The sequence below is a fragment of the Duganella violaceipulchra genome, from assembly GCF_019166075.1.
Classification (GTDB): domain Bacteria; phylum Pseudomonadota; class Gammaproteobacteria; order Burkholderiales; family Burkholderiaceae_D; genus Rugamonas; species Rugamonas violaceipulchra.
In genome coordinates, this window is the sequence record NZ_JAHTGR010000145.1 from 1 (window position 1) to 397 (window position 397).

A 397-nucleotide genomic window follows, 5' to 3' on the forward strand; every position below is an offset into this window, starting at 1 on the left:
GTTCAGATGTTCGACGATCTCGTCCTCGAAGCTCATGACCGAACCGGTCAGCGCGATCAGGGCGAGCAGCAGCGCGAGGACGAGGCCCGCGATGGAGTGGACCTGGAACAGAGACGCCCTGATCTTGTTCCCCGGCCTACTCATCGAAACCCACCTTCCCGATGAGCGCGATGGCAGCTTGCTGTTGTCCGGCGACCTCATCGATCGGCAGCGTATCGGCGGCGAACGAGCCAATCTCGGCAACGATCGGAGCACGCTCCGCCTCGGCAAGCACAGGATATTCCAGCTCGGCGGCGGCAAAGATCCGCTGCGCCGCAGGTGTCACCAGGAATTCGAGCAGCTTTCGTGCGGCATCCGGATGTGGCGCGTGTTTCGCAATGGCAGCGCTGGTCAGATT

1 protein-coding gene and 1 pseudogene are annotated in these 397 nt (G+C 62.5%); both read right to left on the bottom strand.

The genetic code is table 11. The annotated features are described in order from the left end of the window. Positions 1–201, bottom strand: a 201-nt coding sequence (locus KVP70_RS35500; protein ID WP_217946730.1) for a PepSY domain-containing protein, incomplete at its 3' end; no start/stop codon positions are given. Then, a pseudogene (locus KVP70_RS33385) lies at positions 137–397 on the bottom strand (iron ABC transporter substrate-binding protein); the annotation flags it as partial. The pseudogene KVP70_RS33385 and the gene KVP70_RS35500, both read right to left, overlap by 65 nt.